Here is a 1,053-nt window from a genome sequence, read left to right on the forward strand (position 1 = left end):
CTCTTTGCCTTTGGCGATCAGGCGATCGTAGAAGGCCTTGAGTACCGGGTTGTGCCGTGTCGCGGCTCCCATGCACGCCATGTAAAAGAGATTGCGGACCTTGCGCCGCCCGCCCTGGATATGACGAACACCCCGACGCTTGCCGCTGTCGTCGTCGTAAGGCGCAGCACCCAGCAAGGCCGCGGCAACATTGTTGCTTATCTGGCCTAGCTCCGGCATCCCCCCGATCAGCCCGGCGGACGTGCCCTCGGCAAGACCCGGCACGCTCTCGATGATCTCGGCGAGTTCGGCAAAACGCGGCGTGGCCTTGATCAGGGCCGCGATCGCTGCTTCGAGCTTGGTAATTTCCAAGGAGATTTGCTTCAGCAGGCGACTCTGCATTTTCTGTACAACGTCAGGTGTGGAATGCTCCCCCCTGTTATGCAGGCTGGTCCGCACTTCAATCAGAGTTTGGCGCGCAGTCACCATCTGCGCCAGTTCCTCACGTGCTGCATCATAGGCTTGGCCTCTTGCCTCGATGAAAGTCTCGGCGAACCAGGCAATCATCTCCGCATCGATCGGATCGTTCTTGGCAAGTTGCCCGGCCGATCTTGCGAAGTTGCGCACCCGCTTCGGATCGACAATCAGGGTTCCGATATCGGCCTCGCGCAGCGCCTTGACCCACTCTCGCTCATAGCCGCCGGACGCTTCCATCGCTGCTTTAGTGATCTTGTACTTGCGAAGCCAACGGATCAGCATTCGCCGTCCCTCTGCCGTGCTCGCGAACGTCCGCCGTTGCGACAATGATCGAATACACACATCCACCTTGTCCTTGGCCACGTCGATACCGGCGACAACAAGATCGTTTTGTGCCATCATCCAATCCCTTCCTTGCTCGGTCCGGGCTCGAAGCCCATGCAACTGTTCGGGTTGAGGAAGACCACCGGATCTGTCCCTCGCTCCCCGACAGGCTCACGGCCTTTGAGCGCGACCGGGCTCAGATCCAGCAACGGGCGGTTTTGCGAGAACCGCCCGTTTGCACATTCTGGCAGATTTCCCAGACACAAGAGCGCG

2 protein-coding genes are annotated in these 1,053 nt (G+C 59.7%); both read right to left on the bottom strand.

The genetic code is table 11. The features are described from left to right. On the bottom strand, nt 1–858 hold an 858-nt coding region (locus tag IVA92_RS26025; RefSeq protein ID WP_247275679.1), incomplete at its 3' end, for an IS110 family transposase. Next, the coding region (locus IVA92_RS26030) for a hypothetical protein (RefSeq protein ID WP_247275678.1) at nt 855–1,053 on the bottom strand (199 nt) is incomplete at its 5' end. The genes IVA92_RS26030 and IVA92_RS26025, both read right to left, overlap by 4 nt.

Origin of the sequence: Bradyrhizobium sp. 154, from assembly GCF_023073875.1 — a bacterium.
In the GTDB taxonomy this organism is placed as follows: Bacteria; Pseudomonadota; Alphaproteobacteria; order Rhizobiales; family Xanthobacteraceae; genus Bradyrhizobium.